Below are 24,002 nucleotides of genomic sequence, written 5' to 3'. Positions count from 1 at the left end.
TATGAAATTTTCGAAAAAAAGCAGATACGGGCTTATAGCTTTGATAGATCTATCGGTGAATTCAAAAACAGATCATGTGGCGTTGAATAGTATTGCTGAGAGAAATGGGCTATCTTCACAATATTTGGAACAGATTTTTGCTGCACTTCGCAGAGCGGGTATTGTAAAAAGTGTAAAAGGTCCGCAGGGTGGTTATCTCCTAAGCCGAGAAGCCGGTAAGATTACGGTGTCTGAGATACTGGAAGCTTTAGAAGGGGATTATCGTTTCGAAAGTGAATCAATATCAGAAGACAGTAAAAATGTTGGAATATCGATTACTATTCAGCAATTGGTCATTGATAAGGTAAATCAAGAGTTAGAGAATATACTTACAAATCTGACTCTGGCAGATCTTGAAAGAGAATATCAGGAGCATAATGCATACAGTCAGGATATGTATTATATATAAAAATGGGAAGCATATGCTTCCTATTTTTATGTAAGTCGGATACTGGTGAAATTCTAGAGAATGGTATATAATAAGTTGGAAATGATGTTAATATCAAAGATAATTTCTAATTATTAGGAGGATATTATGGCAATAGAAGAATACATCAAAGCATATAAAATGGGCAAGAAAGAGTATCAATCTCGAATGCTTCGTGGTCTGAAACCGACACTGGAGGTGCTGGATGACATCCTTCCAGGTAAAGGTACATTATCTGAAGTGCCTTTGGGATTAGTTCAGATTCCGGTCGATCAGATTGTGGGAACGAAAACTTATGGAAGAAGCGAAGCATTTGCGTCAAATTTTATGCCGATATTGAGAGAAAATACAGAATTTGCCATTAAATGGGCACATCTTAGCACTGCCCATGAAAATGAAGGAATTCGTGAACCTATCAAGGCTTACGAATATATGAATAAATTCTATGTAGAAGAAGGAAATAAGCGCGTCAGTGTCATGAAGTTCTATGGCGTTGTATCTGCCCCGGCAGTTGTAACTCGTATTGTGCCGAAGCGTACAGAGGAAAAAGAAAATAAGATATATTATGAATATATGGATTTTTATGATAAGACAAAGATTAATTATATCTGGTTTTCTGAGGAAGGAAGATTTGCAAAATTATTAGAAGCGGTCGGCAAAGGTGAAGATGAAGAATGGAATAACGAAGACCGATTAGATTTTAATTCTGTATACTCCAGATTCAATGCAGAGTATACTGCAAAAGGCGGGGAGAAACTTTCAATCACAGCAGGAGATGCTTTCTTGTCGTTTATTACCTTATATGGATATGAAGCATTAAAAGATAAGACAACAAGTGAATTGAAAGCATTGGTCACAAAGAGTTGGGAAGAGTTTAAGTTGTTAGAAGAAGATAAGGAAGTGGATCTTAAGATGGATCCAGGAAAGGAGAAAAAACCTATTTTAAGCCGTCTGCTTCCAATCAGTGCACCAAAATTGAAAGTAGCCTTTATCTATGAAAAGACAGCAACATCTTCTGCGTGGACCTATGCACATGAATTAGGAAGAATGCATCTGGAGCAAAAATTCCCGGAAGAGGTAAGTACAATTTATTATGATAATACAACATTGGATAATATAGAGGAACGCATCGAAGATGCGATACAGCAGGGATGCAATATCGTGTTTACAACGACGCCTTCTTTTGTACCGGCAAGTGTAAAGGCTGCAATTGCACATCCAGATATTCGTATTTTAAGCTGTTCAGTAAATACTTCACATCGGTATATCAGAACTTACTATGCCAGGATGCATGAAGCAAAATTCCTGATGGGGGCTATAGCAGGAGCAATGGCGGAGAATAATAAGATTGCTTATATAGCAGATTATCCGATATATGGCGCAATAGCCAATATTAATGCCTTTGCGTTGGGTGCGAAGATGATCAATCCACGGGCAAAGGTATATCTGGAATGGTCAACGAAGAAGGAAGGTAATGTTGTTGAAAATATCAGACAGATACAGCCTATGTGTGTATCTGGAAAGGATATGGTAATACCGGAAGAAGCGTCTCGATATTTTGGGCTTTATCGACTGGATGGAGAAGTTCCCCACAATCTGGCAATGCCATTATGGCATTGGGGTAAATTCTATGAGCAGTTGATTCAGACGATTATGGATGGAACTTGGAAGTATGATGATAATCCGGCAACGATGCAGGCAATTAACTACTGGTGGGGGATGTCTTCGGGAGTAGTAGATGTTATCTGTTCCCAGAATCTTCCGATAGGAACAAAGAGACTGGTAGATCTTCTGAAGAATACAATCTGTACAGGAGAATTTAATCCATTTTCAGGAGTTCTTTATTCTCAGGAAGGAGTGGTTCAGAACAATCCAAATAAGAGTCTGACACCAGAAGAGATTCTTACTATGGATTGGCTGGCAGAGAATGTCGTTGGATCTATTCCAAAAGAAGAGGAGTTACAAGAGGCATCCAGACCTGTTATTTCACAGCAGGGAATCGATATAACGAAAGGTTAGAATATTATGAGAATATTAGCACTTGCGGATGAAGAGGCTCCTGCCCTTTATGATCATTTTGATAAAAGCAGGCTAGAGGGAATCGATCTGATTATTTCCTGTGGGGATTTGAATCCGAGGTATCTTTCATTTTTGGCTACATTCGCATCTGTACCGGTATTATATGTCCATGGAAATCATGATGAAAAATACAAACAGATTCCACCGGAAGGCTGTATATGTATAGAAGACCAGATCTATGTATATAAAGGAGTTCGCATCCTGGGCTTGGGAGGTTCCATGCGTTACCGTGAGGGAGAACATCAGTATACAGAATGGGGGATGCGGCACAGAGTCAGCAAATTATGGTTTCAGTTGCTGAGAAGGCGGGGATTTGATATTCTGGTCACCCACGCTCCGGCTTATCAGCTGAATGATGGACGAGACCTGCCACATCAGGGATTTCAGGTATTTAATACATTGATGGAAAGGTTTCATCCGAAATATTTTATCCATGGGCATGTACATATATCATATGGAAGAAGGCATAAGAGATATGATAAATATCAAGATACTCATGTGATCAATGCATATGAACGTTGCGTATTTGATTTTGAGGATGAACATCCAGAAGAACATATAAGATAAGATGTTTGGTGAGATAAAGACCTTGGGAAAATTTTCCTGAGGTCTTTATTTTATGTTTGTCTTGAAAAAGAACATATGTTCTGATAAAATGGTCGTAGAAAGATCAATGAAAAGAAGTGTTAGTGTTAGTTATGAGTCAGGAACGAGTTTATATCTGCATTGATTTAAAATCATTCTATGCATCTGTGGAATGCGTAGAACGTAAGTTAGATCCTATGACTGCGAACCTTGTAGTTGCAGATCCTGAGCGTACAGAAAAGACAATCTGCCTCGCTGTTTCACCTTCAATGAAAGCAAAAGGAATTCCCGGCAGATGCAGAGTATTCGAGATTCCAAAAGGGATAAAATATATCATGGCTCCTCCGCGTATGCAGCTTTATATTGATTATTCTGCAAAGATATATTCGATTTATCTTAAATACATTGCGAAAGAAGATATCCATGTTTATTCTATAGATGAAGCGTTTATGGATATTACGGATTACCTTTCTCTTTATAAGATGACAGCAAAAGAACTTAGCATGAAGATGATGAAGGATGTGTTAAAGACAACGGGTATAACAGCAACGTGCGGGATTGGGACGAATCTTTATCTTGCGAAGATTGCACTGGATATTACTGCAAAGCATGTAGAAGATCATATCGGAATGTTGGATGAAGAGACATATCGGAAGACGTTGTGGAATCATAAGCCCCTTACTGATTTTTGGAGAATTGGTTCGGGAATTGCAAGAAGCTTAGGTCGTGTGGGTATCTATACGATGGAAGAGATCGCAAAGGCAGATGAAGAGATGCTGTATCGTATGTTTGGTGTTGATGCGGAACTTCTGATCGACCATGCATGGGGAAGAGAGACGACAACTATGGCGGATATCAAAGCATACAGACCAAGATCAAATTCGATATCCAGTGGTCAGGTACTGCCAAGAGATTATAGCTTTGAGGAAGGAAAATTAATCGCACAGGAGATGGCAGATCTGTTATGTCTGGAACTGGTGGAAAAGGAATTGGTGACGGATTCTATCACATTGCATGTTGGGTATAGTAACCGGTTAGAGTCAAAGCCGGCGCATGGAACGATTCATATGACAATTACCACAAGTTCAGCACGGCAGATTATCGCTTATACAATACGGCTTTATGAGCAGATTGTAGATAAGTATAAGCAGATTCGGAGAATGACACTGACTTATAACCATGTGGTGGATGAATGTTATCAGCAGTATGATCTGTTTACAGATGTTACAGGAATGGAACAAGAACATCGTCTGCAAAAAGCAGTCCTTGAGATTAAGAAGCGATATGGGAAGAATGCTATTCTAAGAGGAATGAATCTTCAGGCAGGGGCTACGACAATAGAACGGAACCAGCAGATAGGAGGGCATAAAAGTGGCGTTTAGAACAAAAATGAGCCGTGAAGACCGGGCAAAACAGTTTATGCCATTTGCTGCACTGAAAGGGTATCCAGAAGCTTTACGGAAAAAGGAAGAGACAGATTGGAGTGACGAAAAAGAAAATCATGGAGAACGGAAGAGTGAGAATTGTGGATATAGCGGAAGAACTGGGTGTCAGTACGGCGACAGTTTCGAATGTGATCCATGGCAAGACAAAGAAGATATCAGATGAGACAGTGAAAAGAGTGCAGCAATTATTAGAAGAGAAACAATACATTCCGAGTATGGCCGGAATTTTACTGGCGCAGAATAATTCGGGAATTATTGGGGTGGTGATAAATGATCATGAAAAATATGAGGGTCATGTATTGGAAGATGCGTTTATTAGCACTTCTTTGAATCACCTGTCGAGAGAGATAGAAGATTCAGGCTTGTTTATGATGATAAAAGTAACCCAAGATTGGAATGAGATCATCAGATTTGCCTCGATGTGGAATATGGAAGGAATGATAATCATCGGATTTTGTGAGCAGGATTATCAGAAATTACGAGAAAAGATGCGAATTCCATTTGTTGTATATGATGGCTTTTTTGAGAAAGCGAAGCGAATTTGTAATCTGGCAATAGATGATTATAATGGCGGGAAACAGATGGGGATATATTTTCGGCAGCAGGGTTATGAAAAGGCATTATGTATATCTGATAATGATATTTGTATGGATCACGAACGTCTGGAAGGTTTTCGGGAAGGTATGAAAAGAGAGATAGAATTGATGATTGTACCTATGGTGAAGCGGGAAAGACAGCAGTTTTATCAAGAACATTTGCAGCAGATCAAGAGTTATCCGGCAATTTTTGCAGTGTCAGACTACTATGCAGTTGAGCTGATGCAGTTTTTGCAGAGCCAGGGAGTAAGAATCCCGGAAGAAATCAGTATCGCAGGATTTGATGATAATCCAATCTGTGAGAATGTCTGCCCGTCACTGACGACTATAAAACAGGATGGAAAGACACGGGCAAAAATGGCAATCTCTATGCTTCAAAAACTAAAGAATGGAGAAGAAGCGGCAACAATCAGATTATCGACAACTTTGGTGGTGCGTGATAGTACACGATAATCAGAGAAATAAGACAATTTGCACAAAAGATGCGCGCTGTTTTTGGAACTGGTTATGCGTTTAACCTATTGTGGTTATAAGGTGTTCACTTTACAATTACGGTGAGGTGAATATTATGTTTACAGAAAATCGATTCTATAAAACAGTGATAAAGATAGCAATTCCGGTGACACTTCAGTCTTTGCTTCAATCTTCCTTTGGGGTAGCAGATCAGATGATGACAGGGCAGCTCGGAAGTGTCAGTATCGCAGGAATTGGATTGAGTTCTAAGATCACATCTGTTTTCTCAGTATTGGTATCAGCGATTGCAGCAGTGGCAGGAATCATGATTGCACAATATGTGGGTCAGAAGGACGATGAAGAAGTAAGTCGTTGTTTTTGCGTCAACTTGTTCCTGGCAGTCATTCTGGCGGTGTTTTTTACGATGCTGAGTGCGATGTGTCCGCAGATAATCATGAGGATATATACGAGAGATCAGACTGTGAGAAAGGTGGCGGCAGGTTATCTTCGGATTGTGTCTGTGACTTATCTCCCAATAGCCATATCTTCTCTGACATCAGTACTTCTTCGCTGTATGGAAAAGGCGGAACTTCCGATGTATGCGAGTATCTGTTCGGCAGTTATGAACACAGGATTGAATTACGTGTTGATATTTGGAAAGTGTGGTATTCCTAAAATGGGAGTACAGGGTGCGGCAATAGCGACTGTAATCTCCCAATCGGTGAATTGTGTATTATTGCTTGTTTTGTTCTTGGGATATTATGGAAATAAAGGACAGAAATTAGTATTAAAATTTACTCTAAAAATGACTTCTGAAAAGTATAAACAATATTTGGGAATCTTGCTCCCAATCTTGATCTGCGAGTTTTTGTGGACACTTGGTGAAAACATATATGCGGTTATCTATGGGCATATAGGGACAGAAGCTTGTGCAGCCATGACATTAACGACACCAATTCAAGTACTGATGATTGGAGCATTGAGCGGGGTCTCACAGGCAGCGGGAGTGATAATCGGTAAGACTTTGGGAAGTGGAGATAATGAACGGGCGTATGAGGAGTCGAAAAAGTTGATGAAATATGGACTTATCGCTTCTATATTGCTGTCGGTTCTTTTGATCTTTCTAAGTAATTGGTATGTTTCCATTTATCAGGTGGAAAGTCATGTGAGGATGCTGGCGTGTCAGATTTTGTTCGCATTTGCGTTGATAGCACCAGTCAAAGTACAGAATATGATTCTTGGCGGTGGAATTATCCGAAGTGGCGGTAAGACAAAATATATTATGTGGATTGATTTTGTCGGAACATGGTTATTCGGTGTGCCGCTGGGATTTCTCACTGCTTTTGTGCTAAAGCTGGAAATCCCATACGTATACTTTATCCTTTCGCTGGAGGAATGTGTCAGATTAGGAATCTCATTTGTGGTGTTTCGGAAAAGAAACTGGATGATGCAATTATAATGTTAGAGATTCCAGCATCTCATGAACAGTCTTGCCGGTACAAGGATGATGTTTGTAAGGAGCAATCTCATAAAGCGGCTTTAGAACAAAGTCTCGTTTGTGCATTTCGACATGAGGGATGCATAAGTCCATAGTCTCATAGATGAGATCATCATAGAAAATAATATCCAGATCCAGTGTACGAGGACCCCAGTGAATGATGCGTTCTCGCCCGGCAGCCTGCTCAATACGGTGAAGCTCGCTTAACAGTTCCGCTGGAGGCAGAAGTGTACGAAGTTCAAGACAGGCATTCAGAAAGTCGTCTTGTTCGGTCATTCCGTAAGGTTCTGTTACCAGAAAAGAAGAGACTTTAGTTACTTCACAGCAAGGAGCCGTGTTTAAGGCAGTAATTGCATCGTTTAGATATTGCTCTTTATTCCCAAGATTAGAGCCGAGTGCAATATAGGCAGTATGCCATTGGCGTTCGATTTCAACAGATACGGTTTCCAGTGGAAGACCGATTGGAGCCCAGGGCTTTTTGATCTCTAGTTGAATCTTTTCAAGACCGGCAGTGTGGAGTAATAATTCTTCTGCCAGGGCTTCGGCTGCACACTCGAGTAGTTTATACGTATGTGTTTTTAGAAAATGATCGATGAAATGGCTTACTTCGCCATAATGGATAGAGTCGGTTAATTCGTCGGTTTTCCCGGCCTTTCGAGTGCTGGTGTACAGAATGGCTGAGACGATAAACTTCTGACCCAGTACATTTTCTTCTGGGAATACCCCGTGATTGGCGAAGATTTCCAGGTTTGATATCTTGATTTTATCCATGGTTCTTACTCCTTTGCAAGATGGCTTCTATCATGGTAATTGCCCTGTGATTCGCCTTGACATCGTGAACTCTTACGAAAGAACAGCCGTGCAACATTCCATATACTGTAGTAGCAAGGGTTCCTTCTTCGCGTTCATCAGAAGGAAGATCCAGGGTAAGTCCAATGACTGATTTGCGGGAAGTTCCAAGAAGAATCGGATATCCGAGTTCCTGCATGCAGTCAATTTCCCGGATAATATCCAGGTTCAATTCATAAGTTTTGCCAAATCCTACTCCGGGATCAAGGATGATCTTATCGTCTTCGATTCCTGCTTTTTTTGCAAGAGAGATGCATTCTTTCATATCCTCCAAAAACTCAGAAATAAAGTTCTGATATAAGGCTTCTTTTCGATTGTGCATCAGGCAGCAGGGCACCTGATAACGGGCAATTAGTTCGGCCATATGTTCGTCGTATTTTAATCCCCAGATATCATTGACCAGATCAGCTCCGGCATCAAGAGCTGCCTTTGCAACCGTACTTTTATAAGTGTCAATAGAGACTGGAATATCGAAATGGTGTTTTAGCTGTTCAATGACGGGAGCAACACGTTCGATTTCTTCGGCATCCGTAATCTGTGTATGTCCGGCACGTGTGGACTCTCCGCCAACATCCAGAATATCAGCCCCATCATGGATCATTTCTTCCGCATGTCTGAGTGCGGCATCCAGATGCTGATATTTTCCTCCATCGGAAAAAGAATCAGGGGTTACATTTAGAATTCCCATAATATAGGTATGGTTTGTAGCATCAAAGTTTTTCTCTCCAATAATCATAATAGAATCTCCATATTTTTCTTATTATTACTCCAATTACAATCTGCTTCTGCCTGACATGCGTAGCAGGCCCGGGATGCCTTATCACTCTCATATAGAAGCGCTTCCAGCGGTTCGGCATCTTGTCGAAGCCTTCGGTGGCCGCGGATTGCAGTCAGGATTTGTTGCTTTTCCTCTGGTGTAAAGCAGATCGGTTCAGGCATGTCGGATAATATTGTAGCTGCAATCGCTTCACTTGCGAGTTCGTGTGGAGTACCGTCTTCATATTGACGGTATTTTCCGATATCATGCAGAAGGGCTGCAGCATAGATGAGTTCCTTTCGGATGCCAAGCCCTCGTTCAAGATTATGAATGTATGCAATTCTTGCCACATCCAGAAGATGCGTCATCTGATGGCGGCAGAAGATACGGTCATACTCTAAATCTTCAAGCCGCTGGTAAGAGGAACGGTATAAAGGATGTTTTCGCAGAAATGCGACCTGCTGCATGGAATCATGACAGTCAGATGGTATTATTTGTGTCTCAGACATAGTTTCCTCCAATAGAAATAACTTTAGCGGTTCAGCATATGGAAAAATCGTTCTTCCAACACAGGATTGTTCTCAAATTCCCCTCGTTTTGCAATCGTCACAGTCTGGCTTCCGGGTTTTTTGATGCCGCGCATGGTCATACACATATGCTCCGCCTCGATCATAACCATCACACCTTTCGGCTGCATGTGTTCCATCAGAGCGTCTGCAATCTGGCCGGTTAATTGTTCCTGAATCTGCAGTCGTCTTGCAAATACCTCTACCGTGCGGGCCAGCTTGCTGAGTCCGACTACTTTCCCGTCCGGGACATAGGCAATATGCACTTTTCCGTAAAATGGCAGCATGTGATGTTCGCAGGTGGAATAGAAAGTAATGTCTTTTTCTAACACCATCTCACTGTTCTCCACGTGAAATACCTTGCAAAGGTGTGTGCCGGCATCCTCGTTCATCCCACCATAGAGCTCTTCACACATACGCGCAATGCGGTCTGGTGTCTCACGCAGACCCTCGCGGTGGATATCTTCTCCGATGCCTTCCAGCATGAGTTGAACGGCTTGTTTGATTTTTTCTTGATCTATCATAGTTTCTTTCCTTCTATCATCTATTTTTTCTTTCTATTATTTGTTGCGTGAGTTGGTGGTATTCTTCGCGTACCCGTCCCAGATAGGAGAGGGAGCCAAAAGCAAGGATGATATTATCTCCATCGGATGGATCCATAGCTTTGGCATCTGACAGAGCATTTTTCACAGCATCTTTGATGCTTCGCTCACAGGCTACGGGAATGTCAGGTGAACAGTATGTCCTCATCACTTCTGCAAGATCACCGGCAGAAAGTGTACGTTCTGCATTGGGCAGATCAACCGTGTGCACAGACTTTGCCGATGGAGCCATGATCGCAGCGAGCTTCTGATATTCTTTATCATGGAATACTCCCATAATATAGATAAGATGCTTCCCTGGGAAATAAGTATCAAGGGATTCTTTTAATCGCTTTGCGGCATCTTCGTTGTGTGCCCCATCAATGAAGAACAGAGGGTGTTCTCCAAGACAGGTAAAGCGGCCTGGCCAGGAAGTCTGGGAAAATCCTGTATCAATGTCATTTTCTGTGATATTATATCCCAGTTCTATAAGTGCATCTATGACTTCCAGTGCAGTGATGGCATTATCGGTCTGGTATTTTCCGGCGAGAGGACAGAAGATGTGTTCTCGCTTTTTATAGGAAAAAGTCTGACCGGAATAGCTTTCATTCAGAATCGTTCTTTTATTGCGTTCTGCAGTGTAAAATGGACAGTGTAAAGAGTTGGCGCGTTGTTCTAATATCTGCAATACTTCTGGTTCCTGAGGAGCAGAAACAACTCTGCACCCAGATTTTATGATACCGGATTTTGTCTGTGCAATCTCTTCTATAGTGTTACCAAGAATTCCAAGATGATCAAGGCTGATAGAAGTAAATACAGCGCACAGCGTATTTTCAATAATATTCGTAGCGTCTTGGTCACCGCCAAGTCCACATTCCAGAACAACCAGGTCACAGTGCTCTTCTTTGAAATATAAAAAAGCTATTGCTGTCTCAGCTTCGAACACAGTCGGGCTTCTCTTGCCGGCTGTCTCCATGCGCGCAATAGCTTCCTGGATCTTATGTGTACATCTGGCGAATGCTTCTTCAGATATCCATGTTCCATCAATCTGAATCCGCTCCAAATAGGAAACCACTGTTGGCGATACATATCGTCCGGTCTTGTATCCTGCCTGACTTAAAATTGAAGAAGTGTATGCAAGCACAGATCCTTTCCCATTAGTCCCTGCGATATGTATAAACTTTAGATCTTTCTGAGGATCACCCAGTTCATGCAACAGTTCACGAATCGTATCCAAACCAAGTACACTTCCGTATTTTGACATATTGTCTAAATATACCCTTGCTTCTTTATAGGTCACGTTCTTCGTTTCCTTTCATATTACTGTTATCCATCATAGCACTAAAGGACATTTTCGGCAAGCCAGTTTCTGGAATCTTTTTACGTTGTTATGTATCTGAAGAAAGATGCGGATATCAGGTTTTTCAGTTCATAATAATAAAATACATTCATACGTGTAACGAATCCCATTTTTTGGTAGTCTAATAATCAAAGGAGGTGGAAATCGTGAGTTTTGAAGAAATATATCGTTTGTATTTCAGAGATGTATATCTTTTTTTGCTTGCAATGAGTGAAAACCCTGATATTGCAGAAGAGATTACACAGGAAACATTCTATAAAGCGTTAAAGAATATCCATAAATTTAAAGGAGAATGTTCGCTAAAAACCTGGCTTTGTCAGATCGCAAAGAATACATATCTGACACATTGTAAAAAACAAAAACGATTGACTCACGAAGATATCTCCGAAGTGTATGCGGATGCAACGATGGAAGATCTGGTGCTCCAGAAAGAAGAGGAGTTGTCTGTTTACAGGATAATGAATTGTCTGAACGAGCCGTTTAAAGAAGTGTTTATGTTAAGGACGTTTGGTGATTTGTCATATAAGGAAATCGGGGAGATATTTGGGAGAAAAGAAGGATGGGCACGCGTGACATATCATCGGGCTAAAATAAAGATCCAGGAACATATCAAGGAGGAATCGTAATGAGTGATAAGATAAGCTGTAATGTGATTCAAGATCTGCTGGTTCTGTATGAAGATGAGGCATGCAGTGAGGAAAGCTGTAAACTGATTGAAGATCATCTCTCGAAGTGTGAGGTGTGCAGAGATATCTATGAGAAAGCAATGAAAACAGTTCCAGTCACAATGGAAGATCGTCAGGAGGAAGAGCGTTTTGTAAGATTTGCCAAAAAGATGAAGCGAAAATTAAATTCATTCTATATTATCCCGATTGCACTTTTTCTGCTGCTCGTATTGATGATTGATTATGCGTGGTCAGAATATTTTTCGGTCTGGATTAATTCTGTTGCAGCAAAAGATGTCAAAATTACAGAATTATATCAGCTTGATACGGGTGATATCTATTGTACGATTCGGACAGACAGACCATTTGCACATATTACAGATTATGGGATACAGATAGATGGTAATCCAGATGGTGATAATGATGAGGCATGGTATGAGCTTCACTTTCAATATCTGATGCCATGGCAAGATGAAGAAGACAGCTTTTATTCAGACTGTAATGGAAAGATCAGTTTTATATTTCCAATGACACAGACGGTGCATTATGATTACCTCTATACCTGTTCATCTATTTTTTACACAGGAAAAAATAAAAGTGATAAAGCAATCATCTGGAAAGAAGGGCAGTCAGTAGAGAAAGCCCCGCCAGAGATTCAAAAGAAAGCAGATCAATATTATTTGTTGGAAGAGGAACATTATGGATACCCGATTTATATACGAAGTGGAGAACGAAAATGAAAAATTCGTCTGTAAAGATAATATGGATTTTGGCATGGAAATATATGAAAAGAAATAAGCACCGAACAATTTTGACAATTCTTGGGATTGCATTGTCTGTTGCAGCGTTAACCTTTGTTGTCCTTTTCTCTTCAGCATTTCGCAATGCTGAAGAAGGTAAGATTATAGAAAAAGAAGGAGGATGGCATGCCAGATTTCATCAGGTGACGGAAAAACAGATTCAGGAAATTGCAACGTGGAATAAAACAAAGCAGATAGCGGTGACGTCCAATTGTGAAGAGCATGCCGGCAATTGTGTGGATGTGGAATTAAAGCATCCAGGAGTATCTGCAATCGGCAGGACACAACGTTTTGCAGAAAAGATTAATATGAGCATACTTCCCGAAGAAGAGCAGTATGAAGATATCGGGCATGAAAAAATAAAATACAATATTACTTATCATTATAGTCTGTTAGAACTATACGGTATATTTTACGAAGGAGCGCAAGGATCAGGGGCATTGACACTTACAATGATTGTAATTATCATCATTTTTTCCAGTGTGTTTATCTATAATGTGTTTGCAATCTCTGTCAGTGAAAAAATCAGATACTTAGGTATGCTTGGAAGTGTGGGTGCTACCAGATGGCAGAAAGCAAATTGTATATTTTTTGAAGGAATAATAGAAGGAATGTCAGGAATCTTTCTTGGACTTATTCAGGGAATCTTCATAGAAAAGCAAGTGCTCTCAAGGAAAAGTGATATGGAATTTATAATAAACAGAATCGATATAGGAATGATTCTTTTATGTGGATTGCTGATAGTATCTCTGGCAAGTATGATACCAGCATCAAGAGCCGGAAATGCATCCATTATGGATATGGTAATTCGCAGATATCCTTCAAAACTGGAAGGGCAAAAGCTTACAACATTAAAAAAACAACATCGTATATTGGGAACGGAAGGTGCGATTGCTTTGAAAAATGTATTCTTTCATGAAAAACAGTATACTATCTGCATTGCTATGTTAAGTCTTATCTGCTGTATTATGGTATGGGCATGTTTTGGCATGCAATGGAGAAGGGAATATACAAAGATAACAGGAGTTCAGCTAGATGGGGAACCTCTTCGGCTTGTTTTCCAATGTGGTATGCTGATTGCTCTGACAGCGTTTTGTATGACCAGTATGATTCAAAAGATTGCAGCTGATATCCGTATGAGACGAAGAGAATTTGCGGTCTATCAGTCGTTAGGCATGGAAAAAAGGCAATTGGCTAAGATGATAGCCATTGAAAATTCTATTTACGGGATCGCAACAGGAGTCATTGGGATTCCGTTCAGTATTTTTCTGCTGCATGAGCAGTATAAAGAGATTGCAATTGGAGGTGTGTATGTAAAAACGGCACAGGATGCTTGGGTTGTAAAGTTCCAATTGAGTATGCCGTATCAAATTGTTGTCGCGGAAATATTGCTGGTATTGGTGGTGGTTTTGCTGCCTACGCTGTATGGTCTGACAAAAATGAAGAGATTGGATATGCAATATATCTGTAATGAAAATGATTGATTAAGGGGGTATTATGACAATATTACGGGTAGAAAACTTAACAAAGATTTATGGTACAGGAGAAACGAAGGTGAAGGCTCTGGACCATGTCTCTTTTAACGTAGAAAAAGGAGAATTTATTGCAATTACTGGGGCGTCTGGTTCGGGAAAATCTACGCTGTTACATTTAATGGGAGGCGTGGAAAAAGCAACAGAAGGAAGGGTGTTGATAGGAAATACAGATATTTCAGCATTGAATGAAAATGAACAGGCTGTTTTCAGGAGAAGACATATTGGGCTTATCTATCAGTTTTATAATTTGATTCCGATACTGACTGTAGAAGAAAATATTCTACTTCCTTTACTGCTGGATGGGAAAAAAATAAATACAAAACGACTTTCTGGAATTGTGAAAATGTTAGGGCTCGAGGCGCGCAGAGAGCATTTGCCAAGTCAATTGTCTGGAGGTCAGCAACAGAGAGTCGCAATTGGAAGAGCTCTGATTACGCGCCCTGCGATTATCCTTGCAGATGAACCTACTGGTAATCTCGATCAGAAAAATACATTAGAGATCATGCATTTATTCCGAATACTTAACCAACGATTGGAGCAGACTATTCTTATGATTACACATGATCTGGATCTTGCAAAGCAATGTGACAGAATCATAAGAATTGAGGATGGAAGAGTATGAAGACATTTGAAGAACTTTATCGTGATCTCTTGGAAAGGAAGGTATCGTTAGAGGAACCGTTGCCGGACGGATATGATCCATATCATCTGGATTGTCTGTTGCATCCAGAAAAGTATGCACCCGTCCTTCCGGTCAGTACATGTGAGCAGTGTGCCTATGACAGAGCGTGTCAGAACAGTTGTATCTTTGATGCGATTGAGAGGGATGCATCCGGGAAATTATGGATCAATCCCTCTCTTTGTGTTGGCTGTGAGGCATGTATCGAAGCCTGTAAGGATCATCACATTGTTGCTGGGAAGGATGTGCTGCCGGCTATGAAAGCAGTAAGAGAGGCAAAAGGACCAGTATATATGATGATTGCACCGGCTTTTCTCGGACAGTTTGGAGAAGATGTGACACCGGGAAAGCTTCGGACTGCGTTTAAGGCTCTGGGATTTACCGGAATGGTGGAGGTCGCGTTATTCGCAGACATTCTAACACTGAAAGAAGCACTGGAATTTGATAGTCATGTGAAGCAAAAAGGAGATTATCAGTTGACCAGCTGCTGCTGCCCAGTGTGGATTGCCATGATACGTAAGAGTTATCATGAGTTGATGCCTCATGTACCGGGCGCTGTATCACCGATGATTGCGTGTGGACGTATGATTAAAAGGATTCATCCAGATGCTCTGACGGTATTTGCCGGTCCATGCCTTGCAAAAAAGAAAGAAGCAAAGGAGCCGGATATTGACGATGCTGTCGATTATGTACTGACATTTCAGGAAGTCCGTGATATCTTTGAGGTGGCAGACATCCATCCGGCAGAACTGACAGACGAGTGGAAGGAACATGCATCAAAGGCGGGAAGGCTCTATGCAAGAACTGGAGGGGTAAGTCAGGCTGTCTCAGAGATGGCAGAACAACTGCAGCCTGACCGTAAGATTCAAGTCTGTTCAGAGCAGGCAAATGGAACCAGAGAATGTATGGAAATGATCCAACGGATCAAAGAAAATCAGACAGAAGCAAACTTTTTTGAGGGAATGGGATGTATCGGCGGGTGTGTAGGTGGACCGAAAGCAATTGTTGAGAAAGAAGAAAGCCGAAAACGGGTAGATATATACAGTGATGAAGCGTTATTTCAGACGCCCTTGGAGAATCCCTATGTATTAAAGATTCTGGAAGAACTGGGATTTGAGACAGTGGAAGAACTTTTGGAGGAAGATTCTCTGCTGACCAGAGATTTTCATTAAGAGTTGGTTGTAATTGGGGTGAAAGATAGGGTACAATAGAGCACGACAGTATTTTGCCAGGAGGACAAATGATGAAGTATTATCTGGCCCCTTTGGAGGGGATTACGACTTATATCTACCGCAGAGCATACCATACTTATTTTCATCCGATGGATAAGTATTTTATCCCTTTTCTATCTCCACATATGAAGAAGGGATTTACAACGAAAGAATTGAGAGAAATTGCACCTGAGAATCATATGGGAATGAGGACGATTCCCCAGATCTTGACGAATCATGCGCAGGATTTTATCAGAACAGCGCAGAAACTGGAAGAACTTGGATATGATGAGGTCAACCTGAATCTGGGTTGCCCATCGAAGACGGTAGTTTCAAAAGGCCGGGGCTCGGGATTCCTTGCTAAGCCAGAAGAGTTGGACCGATTCCTGGATGAGATCTATGCGAATGTGAAGGTTAAGATCTCAATTAAGACCAGACTTGGCAAGTATCAGCCTGATGAATTTGAATGGCTGTTGTCAATATATAATCAGTATCCTGTAGAAGAGTTGATTATCCATCCCAGAGTACAGCAGGATTATTACAAAAATACACCGAATTATGAGGTGTTTGGTGAGGCACTTAAGAACAGCCGGAATCCAGTTTGTTATAATGGGGATCTGTTCAGGACCGAAGATGTCAGACGGCTTGAACAGAGATTCCCGGAAGTATCAACGATTATGCTGGGAAGAGGAATTATATACAATCCGGGGCTTGTCAGTGAGATGGAGGATGGAGACAAATTGGACAAGAATCGTCTTCGCCAGTTCCATGATCAGATATATGATGAATATCAGAGCCTCAATATGGGAGAGAGGAATGTACTTTTCAAGATGAAGGAAATATGGTGTTATATGGGACATCTCTTTCCAGATTGTGAAAAGCCTCTAAAGAAGATAAAAAAGGCAGAACGTATGAGTAAATATGAAGAGGCCGTGCGTGAGATTCTATAGTTTTTCTTTACTTTTGCATAAATTTGCAATATAATAGAAAAAAATTCCATATACAGGAATTTTTGAGGAGGCGTTTGTTTGGAACATTTGAATCAGTTAATTGCAGAGAATTTGAAAGAGATCCGCAAGAAAAAGGGATTAAGTTTAGAACAGGTATCCTCACTTACCACAATCAGTAAGAGTATGCTGAGTCAGATTGAACGTGGAGAAGTGAATCCGACGATTTCAACAGTATACAAGCTTTCTCTTGGCTTAAAAGTTCCGGTTACTGCATTTACAGCAGATAAGCCGATGCCATTTTCAAAAACAGGGAAAGCAGAAGTGATTCCTCTGGTTGGAAACGAGGGAAAATATCGCCTGTATCCAATCTTTAGTTTTCGGGACGGGCAGGATTTTGAAATATTTGACCTGGAATTTGACGAAGGTGGTATGATGGCTGGAAATCAGCAGATGAATGGAACCAGAGAGTTCATCACAGTGTATGCCGGACAGTTGACGATGATCTTTAAAGACAGGGAATATGTATTGGAAGCAGGAGACTCTGCGTCTTATAATGCTTTTGATGAATACATATACAAAAACACAGGAAAGGGTATGGTGACTGCCTGTATTGTAGTCCATTATCCGAATTAGAAAGGAGTTTTGCAGCATGGAAGACCAGAAGAAACGTGTATATGACGCATTGGACAAGTTGAAGATCAAGTATGAGGTCGTGGAACATGAACCCGTACATACGATGGAAGATATGGATAGATTAGGATTACCGGAGAAAGGAACTCTGTGTAAGAATCTATTTTTAAGAGACTCAAAAGGAAAGAGACATTTTCTTGTGACCTGTGATGAAAAAAAGAAGGTTGACCTGAAAGCATTAGGCAGACAGCTGGGAGCTGGAAATATCAGCTTTGCTTCCGAAGATCGTCTGGAAAAATATCTGGGACTGAAGCAAGGAAGTGTATCTCCATTTGGACTTATGAATGATACAGATCATGCGGTAGAATTCTTTATAGACAAAGACCTGAGCAGATGCAAGAGCCTGGGAATACATCCACTGGAAAATACCGCGACCGTATTCTTGTCATTCAAAGATCTGGATAAATTCCTTTGGGATCTCGATGTAGATGTTGTGAAGATTAAGTTATAGATTCTATCTTTTGTTCGACAGCTCTCGAACATCCTGCCATTCCTAAGTTCCACCCATCGCCTACCCAGGGGTCTCGACCAATGAACAAATTTAATACTTTTTTTATTGCATGTTCTGGTCATGAGAAGTAGAATAGGTAACGTAGTGATAGATGAAAGAGAGGATCAATATGGAAGAGCAGAATAGACAGGTCCCTCCTATGCCGCCGAGAAGCAATGGAAAGCGAATGTGGCATTTGTGCGGACCGCTTGTTATAAAATGGGCAATCGGATTCGGTGTCAGTATGGCTGCGATGATGGCATTGAGTTTTACGTATATATATGCACATTATGATGCTGCGATGAGTGCAATGCAGGATGAAACACAGATGATGAATCTCTATGCGAATCTGTTGGAGGAATATATCAATGCGACGACACTTGTAGAAGGAATTGCTGCATTGGTTACAATTCCTGTGATGCTGGTACTGTTTCATAAAGACAGGGTTGCAGAAAAGTTACGAGGTGTGATTCCGAACAAGAAAGCTCCAATCTGGAAGTATCTGGCGGAGATTGTTTTGGCATTATCGTTGAGTATGGGATTGAATAATTTGATTCTTATTGCGAATCTGCCCTCCGTCAGTGATGGATATCAGGAGACGATGGATGCACTTTATTCAGCTCCATTATTCGTGCAGATCATTTCCCTGGCGGTCTTAGTACCAATAAGTGAAGAGTTGGTATTCCGGGGATTGCTTTTTAAGCGATTACGGGAGCAGGGAGCATTTATGCAGGCTGCGTTGTATTCTTCAATTGTATTCGGATTGTTGCATATGAACATGGTACAGATGATCTACGGATTTATTCTTGGAATGATGCTGGCATATGTTTATGAAAAGTATGGTTCTGTGAAGGCGCCGATTGTGGCACATATGGCTATGAATTTGTTGTCTGTACTTGGAACGGAGTTCAAACTGTACGAGTGGTTAGTGGAAGATTCCTTGAGAATTGGTATTATAACAGTAGTGTGTGCGGCTGTTTCAGCAACGATGTTTGTACTGATTCAGAGAATCGATGAGAGACCGGATATAGAAGAACAAATGAATAAAAATGAAAATCTGGCAGATGCATAAACTGCCAGATTTTTTTTGTAAAAATATTAAATAATCTAATTATCTGACAATTTAATAAAAATAATTGTTTACATTTTAACAGAAAAGTAGTATAGTAGGAAAAAATAAAAACAGAAAGGACTAGATATATGAACGAGCAGACAGTAAGCAATCAAGCTGGATTGTATCGTTCTCAGTTTGAACATGACAACTGCGGAATTGGTGCGATCGTTAATATCAAAGGCCAAAAAAGTCATGATACAGTGGCAAATGCATTGAAGATAGTAGAAAATTTAGAGCATAGAGCTGGCAAGGATGCCGAAGGTAAGACAGGCGATGGAGTTGGAATTTTATTACAGATTTCACACAAGTTTTTCTCCAAAGTCTGCGAACCTCTCGGCATCTTTTTAGGTTCAGAGAGAGATTACGGGGTGGGAATGTTTTTCTTCCCCCAGGATGAGCTGAAAAAGAATCAGGCAAAAAATATATTTGAAGTGATTGTCAAAAAGGAAGGCATGAATTTCCTGGGATGGAGAGAAGTGCCGGTAAGACCTGATGTGCTGGGAAGCCGTGCGGTAGAATGTATGCCATGTATTATGCAGGGATTCATTGAACGTCCGAAAAAGATTGCAAAAGGAATTGATTTTGACAGACGACTATATGTCGTACGCCGAATTTTTGAGCAGAGCAGTGATGATACTTATGTTGCATCCCTTTCCAGCAGAACGATTGCCTACAAAGGAATGTTTTTGGTAGGACAGCTTCGTTCATTTTTTGAAGATCTGCAGAATGAGGATTACGACTCTGCGATTGCATTAGTGCATTCCCGATTTAGTACCAACACGAATCCAAGCTGGGAACGTGCACATCCGAACCGTTTTATCGTACATAACGGTGAGATTAATACGATTCGCGGAAATGCAGATAAGATGCGCGCCAGAGAAGAGAATATGGAATCAGAATATCTGAAGGGCGAACTTCATAAGGTTCTTCCGGCAATCAATACTGCGGGTTCTGATTCTGCAATGCTGGACAATGCAATTGAATTTATGGTGATGAGTGGTATGGATCTGCCATTAGCAGTTATGATTGCTATTCCAGAACCATGGGCGAATACCAAGAACATGTCTCAGAAAAAGAAAGATTTTTATCAGTATTATGCAACGATGATGGAGCCATGGGATGGCCCGGCCTCCATTCTGTTCAGTGATGGTGATTGTATGGGGGCAGTGCTTGACAGAAATGGTTTGCGTCCTTCTCGTTACTATATTACGAATGATGATACCTTAATTCTCTCATCTGAGGTTGGAGTACTGGATATTGATCCGAGAAAGATCGTTGTAAAAGAACGTCTTCATCCAGGGAAAATGTTATTGGTCGATACCGTAAAAGGAAAAGTGATTGATGACGAAGAGTTAAAAGAAATGTATGCGAGCAGACAGCCATATGGTGAATGGCTTGACAGTCATATGGTACAGCTGAAAGACCTGAAGATTCCGAATCAGAAGGTTCCTTCTTATACAGCAGAGGAATGCAAAAGACTTCAGAAAGCATTTGGATATTCTTATGAAGAAGTAAAGACATCTATCTTGACCATGGCAATGAATGGTTCGGAAGGTACAGCTGCAATGGGTATCGATGCACCGTTAGCAGTATTGTCTGATCAGCATCAGAACCTGTTCGGTTATTTTAAACAGCTTTTTGCCCAGGTTACAAATCCTCCAATTGATGCGATCCGTGAAGAAGTTGTTACATCTACAACCGTCTATATTGGATCAGACGGCAATCTTCTCGAAGAAAAAGAAGAGAATTGTAAGATGCTGAAGGTAAATAATCCAATTCTTACCAATACAGATCTTCTGAAGATAAAGAATATGAAGCAGGATGGATTCAAAGTAGCAGAGATTCCAACAGTGTATTATAAGAATTCCAGCCTTGAAAAAGCTATTGATTATCTGTTCATTGAAGTAGACCGTGCAATCCGAGAAGGCGCGAACATCCTGATCCTTTCTGATCGGGGAGTCGATGAATATCATGTTGCGATGCCATCCTTGCTGGCGTTGTCCGGACTACAGCAGCATCTGGTCCGTACAAAGAAGAGAACATCGGTGGCGATTATTCTGGAGACCGGTGAACCTCGGGAGGTACATCATTTTGCAACACTTCTGGGCTATGGCGCCTGTGCAATCAACCCATATCTGGCACATGAATCTATTAAGCTTCTGATTGATACGAACATGATCCAGAAAGATTATTATGCAGCTGTAGATGACTATAATCGTGCAATTATCAATGGCATTGTTAAGATCGCATCCAAGATGGGAATCTCCACGATTCAGTCTTATCAGGGCGCAAAGATCTTTGAGGCGATTGGTTTAAAAGAAGAATTTATCCGCAAGTATTTTACGGATACGGTAAGCCGTGTGGGTGGTATTGGAATAGAAGAAATAGCAAAGGATTATATTGCACGCCATTCTCAGGCGTTTGATCCATTAGGATTGGAAGTGGATCTGACATTGAATAGTGTGGGTCAGCATAAGTCTAAGAGTGGCGGAGAAAAACATCTTTATAATCCACAGACGATTCATATGTTACAACAGTCTACCAGACGTGGCGATTATGAGATGTTTAAAAAATACACGGAAATGGTCAATAAAGAAGGTGAACACATCAATCTTCGCGGACAATTAGAGTTCAATTATCCGAAGAAAGGAATTCCAATAGATGAAGTAGAAAGCGTAGATTCTATTGTTACAAGATTTAAGACAGGAGCGATGTCATATGGTTCTATTTCCAAAGAGGCACATGAGACATTGGCAATCGCTATGAATCGTCTTCATGGTAAATCTAACAGTGGTGAAGGTGGAGAAGAAATCGACCGTCTTGACAGTGACAGATGCTCTGCGATTAAGCAGGTGGCTTCTGGACGTTTTGGTGTGACTTCAAGATATCTGGTAAGCGCAAAAGAGATTCAGATTAAGATGGCACAGGGAGCAAAACCAGGAGAGGGCGGACATCTCCCGGGAGGAAAGGTATATCCATGGATTGCCAATACTCGTCATTCTACGCCTGGTGTAAGTCTGATCTCTCCGCCGCCACACCATGATATCTATTCTATCGAGGATTTGGCGCAGTTGATCTATGACTGTAAGAATGCGAATAAAGATGCGCGAATCTCTGTAAAGTTAGTATCAGAGGCAGGCGTAGGAACCGTTGCAGCAGGTGTTGCCAAAGCAGGCGCCGGATTAATTCTGATCTCCGGATATGATGGGGGAACCGGTGCGGCTCCAAGAAGTTCGATTCACAATGCAGGTCTTCCTTGGGAACTTGGTCTGGCAGAGACACATCAGACCTTGATTCAAAATGGATTAAGAGAGCGTGTCCGCATTGAAACAGATGGTAAATTGATGAGTGGACGGGATGTGGCGATTGCAGCTATTTTGGGAGCCGAGGAATTTGGATTTGCAACGGCACCATTGGTAACAATGGGATGTGTTATGATGCGAGTGTGCAATCTGGATACTTGTCCGGTCGGAGTGGCGACCCAGAATCCAGAATTGAGAAAAAGATTTACCGGAAAACCGGAATATGTAATTAATTTTATGCGTTTTATTGCACAGGACTTGAGAGAACATATGGCCGGATTGGGCGTACGTACCATTGACGAACTGGTAGGCCGCACAGATCTGTTGCGAGCGAAAGAACAACCGACTTCTAACAGAGCAGCTACATTGGATCTGCAGCAGATTCTTTATAATCCATATGAGGGTACGAAGACTCCTGTTACATTTAACCCAAAGAAAGTATTCGATTTTGAATTAGAGAAGACGTTGGATGAAAAAGTCCTGGTGAAAGAATTACTCCCGTCTCTTGAGAAGAAGCAGAAGAGAATCATAGAAGTGGATGTTACCAATACCAATCGTACTTTTGGAACAATCTTTGGTTCTGAGATTACAAAACGATATCCAGAAGGATTGCCGGAAGATAGTTTTGTTGTGAAATGTACAGGTGCCGGAGGTCAGTCATATGGAGCATTTATTCCAAAAGGCCTGACTCTGGAACTGGTTGGTGACAGTAATGATTATTTTGGTAAAGGCCTGTCTGGCGGTAAGTTAATAGTCTATCCGCCAAAGGGTGTTCAATATAAACATAATGAAAACATTATAATAGGAAACGTTGCGCTCTACGGTGCTACCAGCGGAAAAGCATTTATCAATGGTGTTGCGGGGGAACGTTTCGCTGTGCGTAACTCCGGTGTGACTGCAGTAGTAGAAGGTGTGGGTGATCACGGATGTGAATACATGACCGGAGGACGTGTGGCAGTCTTAGGAAAAACTGGTAAAAACTTTGCAGCGGGTATGAGCGGCGGCGTAGCGTATGTTCTGGATATGGACAGTGATTTGTATATGAATGTAAACAAGCAGATGGTCAATATTGAACGAGTATCGTCCAAGTATGATGTAAATGAACTGAAAAGTATGATAGAGGAACATGTATCTTATACGAACTCTGAGATCGGGAAAGAGATATTGGATAACTTTACAGAATATCTGCCGAAGTTCAAGAAGATTATTCCGATTGATTATGAACGTATGTTAAAGACCATTTTACAGATGGAAGAGCAGGGTATGAGTAGCGAACAGGCAAAAATCGAAGCATTCTATGCAATCAAAAATGGAAGATAGGGGGCGAGAAA

Annotated in this window: 22 protein-coding genes and 1 pseudogene; 17 read left to right on the top strand and 6 right to left on the bottom strand. The window is 41.1% G+C overall.

Annotated features, from left to right (window positions below; all coding sequences use genetic code 11):
• The first annotated feature begins 1 nt into the window (after position 1).
• The 7 genes from ACQRBH_RS01065 to ACQRBH_RS01035 all read left to right on the top strand — a co-directional run bounded on the left by ACQRBH_RS01065 (position 2) and on the right by ACQRBH_RS01035 (position 7,083).
• Positions 2–448, top strand: coding sequence for an Rrf2 family transcriptional regulator (locus tag ACQRBH_RS01065; RefSeq protein WP_347376746.1), 447 nt, complete (start codon positions 2–4; stop codon positions 446–448).
• A gap of 126 nt (positions 449–574) precedes the next feature.
• On the top strand, positions 575–2,485 hold the full coding sequence (locus tag ACQRBH_RS01060; protein WP_427760708.1) for a BMP family ABC transporter substrate-binding protein: 1,911 nt from the start codon (positions 575–577) through the stop codon (positions 2,483–2,485).
• A 6-nt stretch (positions 2,486–2,491) separates the two neighbouring features.
• A complete protein-coding gene (locus ACQRBH_RS01055; RefSeq protein WP_235232869.1) occupies positions 2,492–3,112 on the top strand; it encodes a metallophosphoesterase family protein in 621 nt (206 codons plus the stop codon).
• A 131-nt stretch (positions 3,113–3,243) separates the two neighbouring features.
• Positions 3,244–4,512 carry a DNA repair protein gene (locus ACQRBH_RS01050; RefSeq protein ID WP_427760707.1) on the top strand — a complete coding sequence of 423 codons (1,269 nt, stop codon included), beginning with the start codon at positions 3,244–3,246 and terminating at the stop codon, positions 4,510–4,512.
• Positions 4,502–4,738, top strand: a complete 237-nt coding sequence (locus ACQRBH_RS01045; protein ID WP_347376658.1) for a hypothetical protein — start codon at positions 4,502–4,504, stop codon at positions 4,736–4,738. The genes ACQRBH_RS01050 and ACQRBH_RS01045 overlap by 11 nt, the downstream gene beginning before the upstream one ends.
• Entirely contained in the window at positions 4,632–5,624 is a 993-nt protein-coding gene (locus ACQRBH_RS01040; RefSeq protein ID WP_427741967.1) for a LacI family DNA-binding transcriptional regulator, read from the top strand. The genes ACQRBH_RS01045 and ACQRBH_RS01040 overlap by 107 nt, the downstream gene beginning before the upstream one ends.
• Positions 5,625–5,739: 115 nt before the next feature.
• Positions 5,740–7,083, top strand: coding sequence for an MATE family efflux transporter (locus ACQRBH_RS01035; protein ID WP_427741792.1), 1,344 nt, complete (start codon positions 5,740–5,742; stop codon positions 7,081–7,083).
• Here the strand turns inward: ACQRBH_RS01035 and folK are convergent.
• From folK to ACQRBH_RS01010, 5 genes are all read right to left on the bottom strand, one after another.
• Entirely contained in the window at positions 7,078–7,893 is an 816-nt protein-coding gene (folK, locus tag ACQRBH_RS01030) for a 2-amino-4-hydroxy-6-hydroxymethyldihydropteridine diphosphokinase (RefSeq protein ID WP_427741791.1), read from the bottom strand. The two genes, ACQRBH_RS01035 and folK, sit on opposite strands and share 6 nt — an antisense overlap.
• Entirely contained in the window at positions 7,886–8,707 is an 822-nt protein-coding gene (gene folP, locus ACQRBH_RS01025; RefSeq protein ID WP_427760706.1) for a dihydropteroate synthase, read from the bottom strand. The genes folK and folP overlap by 8 nt, the downstream gene beginning before the upstream one ends.
• A complete protein-coding gene (locus ACQRBH_RS01020; RefSeq protein ID WP_427741966.1) occupies positions 8,704–9,195 on the bottom strand; it encodes an HD domain-containing protein in 492 nt (163 codons plus the stop codon). Before ACQRBH_RS01020 ends, folP begins: the two co-directional genes overlap by 4 nt.
• A gap of 65 nt (positions 9,196–9,260) precedes the next feature.
• Entirely contained in the window at positions 9,261–9,818 is a 558-nt protein-coding gene (folE, locus tag ACQRBH_RS01015) for a GTP cyclohydrolase I FolE (RefSeq protein ID WP_427741790.1), read from the bottom strand.
• Between the two features lie 16 nt (positions 9,819–9,834).
• A complete protein-coding gene (locus ACQRBH_RS01010) occupies positions 9,835–11,175 on the bottom strand; it encodes a bifunctional folylpolyglutamate synthase/dihydrofolate synthase (RefSeq protein WP_427741788.1) in 1,341 nt (446 codons plus the stop codon).
• Positions 11,176–11,381: 206 nt separating this feature from the next.
• Here ACQRBH_RS01010 and ACQRBH_RS01005 point away from each other — a divergent pair, with 206 nt between their 5' ends.
• From ACQRBH_RS01005 to ACQRBH_RS00970, 8 genes are all read left to right on the top strand, one after another.
• The gene (locus tag ACQRBH_RS01005) at positions 11,382–11,861 is read left to right on the top strand and encodes an RNA polymerase sigma factor (protein ID WP_427760705.1); all 480 of its coding nucleotides are present in this window, start codon (positions 11,382–11,384) and stop codon (positions 11,859–11,861) included.
• Complete coding sequence (locus ACQRBH_RS01000) at positions 11,861–12,640, top strand: zf-HC2 domain-containing protein (protein WP_427743942.1); 780 nt, start codon at positions 11,861–11,863, stop codon at positions 12,638–12,640. The genes ACQRBH_RS01005 and ACQRBH_RS01000 overlap by 1 nt, the downstream gene beginning before the upstream one ends.
• Positions 12,641–12,684: 44 nt before the next feature.
• Positions 12,685–14,184 carry an FtsX-like permease family protein gene (locus tag ACQRBH_RS00995; RefSeq protein ID WP_427743943.1) on the top strand — a complete coding sequence of 500 codons (1,500 nt, stop codon included), beginning with the start codon at positions 12,685–12,687 and terminating at the stop codon, positions 14,182–14,184.
• A 13-nt stretch (positions 14,185–14,197) separates the two neighbouring features.
• Complete coding sequence (locus ACQRBH_RS00990) at positions 14,198–14,857, top strand: ABC transporter ATP-binding protein (protein WP_347376646.1); 660 nt, start codon at positions 14,198–14,200, stop codon at positions 14,855–14,857.
• A complete protein-coding gene (locus ACQRBH_RS00985; RefSeq protein WP_427760704.1) occupies positions 14,854–16,086 on the top strand; it encodes a [Fe-Fe] hydrogenase large subunit C-terminal domain-containing protein in 1,233 nt (410 codons plus the stop codon). The genes ACQRBH_RS00990 and ACQRBH_RS00985 overlap by 4 nt, the downstream gene beginning before the upstream one ends.
• Positions 16,087–16,157: 71 nt before the next feature.
• Positions 16,158–17,075 carry a tRNA dihydrouridine synthase gene (locus ACQRBH_RS00980; RefSeq protein ID WP_427743958.1) on the top strand — a complete coding sequence of 306 codons (918 nt, stop codon included), beginning with the start codon at positions 16,158–16,160 and terminating at the stop codon, positions 17,073–17,075.
• Between the two features lie 78 nt (positions 17,076–17,153).
• Positions 17,154–17,708 (top strand): helix-turn-helix domain-containing protein, encoded by a 555-nt coding sequence (locus ACQRBH_RS00975; RefSeq protein WP_235232884.1) that lies wholly within the window; start codon positions 17,154–17,156, stop codon positions 17,706–17,708.
• Between the two features lie 16 nt (positions 17,709–17,724).
• Complete coding sequence (locus ACQRBH_RS00970) at positions 17,725–18,216, top strand: prolyl-tRNA synthetase associated domain-containing protein (RefSeq protein ID WP_235232890.1); 492 nt, start codon at positions 17,725–17,727, stop codon at positions 18,214–18,216.
• On the opposite strand, the pseudogene ACQRBH_RS00965 reads toward ACQRBH_RS00970, so the two are convergent.
• Positions 18,114–18,338 (bottom strand): annotated as a pseudogene (locus ACQRBH_RS00965) (hypothetical protein); the annotation flags it as partial. The gene ACQRBH_RS00970 and the pseudogene ACQRBH_RS00965 sit on opposite strands and share 103 nt — an antisense overlap.
• A 47-nt stretch (positions 18,339–18,385) precedes the next feature.
• Here ACQRBH_RS00965 and ACQRBH_RS00960 point away from each other — a divergent pair.
• On the top strand, positions 18,386–19,327 hold the full coding sequence (locus ACQRBH_RS00960; RefSeq protein ID WP_427743945.1) for a CPBP family intramembrane glutamic endopeptidase: 942 nt from the start codon (positions 18,386–18,388) through the stop codon (positions 19,325–19,327).
• 128 nt (positions 19,328–19,455) lie between these two features.
• A complete protein-coding gene (gene gltB / locus ACQRBH_RS00955) occupies positions 19,456–23,991 on the top strand; it encodes a glutamate synthase large subunit (protein ID WP_427760703.1) in 4,536 nt (1,511 codons plus the stop codon).
• The last annotated feature ends 11 nt before the right edge of the window (positions 23,992–24,002 follow it).

It is taken from the genome of Bariatricus sp. SGI.161 (assembly GCF_050313695.1).
Taxonomy (GTDB): Bacteria; Bacillota; Clostridia; order Lachnospirales; family Lachnospiraceae; genus JAFBIX01.
This window is presented reverse-complemented; position numbering and strand designations above follow the sequence as displayed.

Excerpts from the sequence above, each read along its gene's own strand:
- ACQRBH_RS01065 (WP_347376746.1), top strand. The coding sequence starts at position 2 with ATGAAATTTTCGAAAAAAAGCAGATACGGGCTTATAGCTTTGATAGAT.
- ACQRBH_RS01060 (WP_427760708.1), top strand. The coding sequence starts at position 575 with ATGGCAATAGAAGAATACATCAAAGCATATAAAATGGGCAAGAAAGAG.
- ACQRBH_RS01055 (WP_235232869.1), top strand. The coding sequence starts at position 2,492 with ATGAGAATATTAGCACTTGCGGATGAAGAGGCTCCTGCCCTTTATGAT.
- ACQRBH_RS01050 (WP_427760707.1), top strand. The coding sequence starts at position 3,244 with ATGAGTCAGGAACGAGTTTATATCTGCATTGATTTAAAATCATTCTAT.
- ACQRBH_RS01040 (WP_427741967.1), top strand. The coding sequence starts at position 4,632 with ATGGAGAACGGAAGAGTGAGAATTGTGGATATAGCGGAAGAACTGGGT.
- ACQRBH_RS01035 (WP_427741792.1), top strand. The coding sequence starts at position 5,740 with ATGTTTACAGAAAATCGATTCTATAAAACAGTGATAAAGATAGCAATT.
- folK (WP_427741791.1), bottom strand. The coding sequence starts at position 7,893 with ATGGATAAAATCAAGATATCAAACCTGGAAATCTTCGCCAATCACGGG.
- folP (WP_427760706.1), bottom strand. The coding sequence starts at position 8,707 with ATGATTATTGGAGAGAAAAACTTTGATGCTACAAACCATACCTATATT.
- ACQRBH_RS01020 (WP_427741966.1), bottom strand. The coding sequence starts at position 9,195 with ATGCAGCAGGTCGCATTTCTGCGAAAACATCCTTTATACCGTTCCTCT.
- folE (WP_427741790.1), bottom strand. The coding sequence starts at position 9,818 with ATGATAGATCAAGAAAAAATCAAACAAGCCGTTCAACTCATGCTGGAA.
- ACQRBH_RS01000 (WP_427743942.1), top strand. The coding sequence starts at position 11,861 with ATGAGTGATAAGATAAGCTGTAATGTGATTCAAGATCTGCTGGTTCTG.
- ACQRBH_RS00995 (WP_427743943.1), top strand. The coding sequence starts at position 12,685 with ATGAAAAGAAATAAGCACCGAACAATTTTGACAATTCTTGGGATTGCA.
- ACQRBH_RS00990 (WP_347376646.1), top strand. The coding sequence starts at position 14,198 with ATGACAATATTACGGGTAGAAAACTTAACAAAGATTTATGGTACAGGA.
- ACQRBH_RS00985 (WP_427760704.1), top strand. The coding sequence starts at position 14,854 with ATGAAGACATTTGAAGAACTTTATCGTGATCTCTTGGAAAGGAAGGTA.
- ACQRBH_RS00980 (WP_427743958.1), top strand. The coding sequence starts at position 16,158 with ATGAAGTATTATCTGGCCCCTTTGGAGGGGATTACGACTTATATCTAC.
- ACQRBH_RS00970 (WP_235232890.1), top strand. The coding sequence starts at position 17,725 with ATGGAAGACCAGAAGAAACGTGTATATGACGCATTGGACAAGTTGAAG.
- ACQRBH_RS00960 (WP_427743945.1), top strand. The coding sequence starts at position 18,386 with ATGGAAGAGCAGAATAGACAGGTCCCTCCTATGCCGCCGAGAAGCAAT.
- gltB (WP_427760703.1), top strand. The coding sequence starts at position 19,456 with ATGAACGAGCAGACAGTAAGCAATCAAGCTGGATTGTATCGTTCTCAG.